A 706-nucleotide genomic window follows, 5' to 3' on the forward strand; every position below is an offset into this window, starting at 1 on the left:
CCTTGTCGACGACCCTGAGCTGCGATGCACGCAGAGCGGAAACTTCGTCTGCTCCCTTCGCCTGGCCAGCACGTCGCGCCGGTTCGACCGCACGCAGAACCGCTGGGTGGATGGTCGCACCGTCTTCATCACGGTCACCTGTTGGCGGCATATGGCTGAAAACGTCGGCGCATCGTTGCGCAAGGGAGACAGGACGCTCGTGGTCGGGCGGCTACGGCAGAGGTCCTTCGAGACCCATGAGGGAAACCGCCGGGTCGTCTACGAGGTGGATGCCGACGCTGTTGCGGTTGATCTTGCACGTCAGACGGCAGAGGTCCGGCGGACGGTTCGCTCGAATGGGGACGGTCAGGCTGCGGAAGAGGTGGCGTCAGGGCAGGGGGCCGTTGGTACGACCGACGGAGCCGGTGTGCACGATGGCAGGAGCGAGGCACGCTTCGAGACCGGTACGGAGTATCGCGACGGAGATCTTGCCGACACGGGTGCGGCCGACACGGGTGCGGATGAGCCGTTCGGCAAGTCGCTGCTCGGTGCCACCGCGCCGGTGGCAGAGTTCGACGAGGTGCCGCCCCCGGCCACGGCTCTCCACCCGGCCGCGGTGTGACGCAACGGGTCCGACCAGCTCCGATTTGTCCATCGACTCGGCTGTCCGCCCGCGCTGACACGGACCCGTGCCCGATCGGGATGGAAGCTGTGGGTAGCGTCGGTC

Annotated in this window: 1 protein-coding gene; it reads left to right on the top strand. The window is 67.3% G+C overall.

The window, feature by feature from the left end:
* A partial coding sequence (gene ssb / locus DD1DGNOD_RS08135) for a single-stranded DNA-binding protein (RefSeq protein ID WP_131769816.1) occupies positions 1-601 on the top strand: 601 nt, incomplete at its 5' end.
* Positions 602-706 lie beyond the last annotated feature (105 nt).

This window comes from Candidatus Protofrankia californiensis, assembly GCF_900634765.1.
Taxonomy (GTDB): domain Bacteria; phylum Actinomycetota; class Actinomycetes; order Frankiales; family Frankiaceae; genus Protofrankia; species Protofrankia californiensis.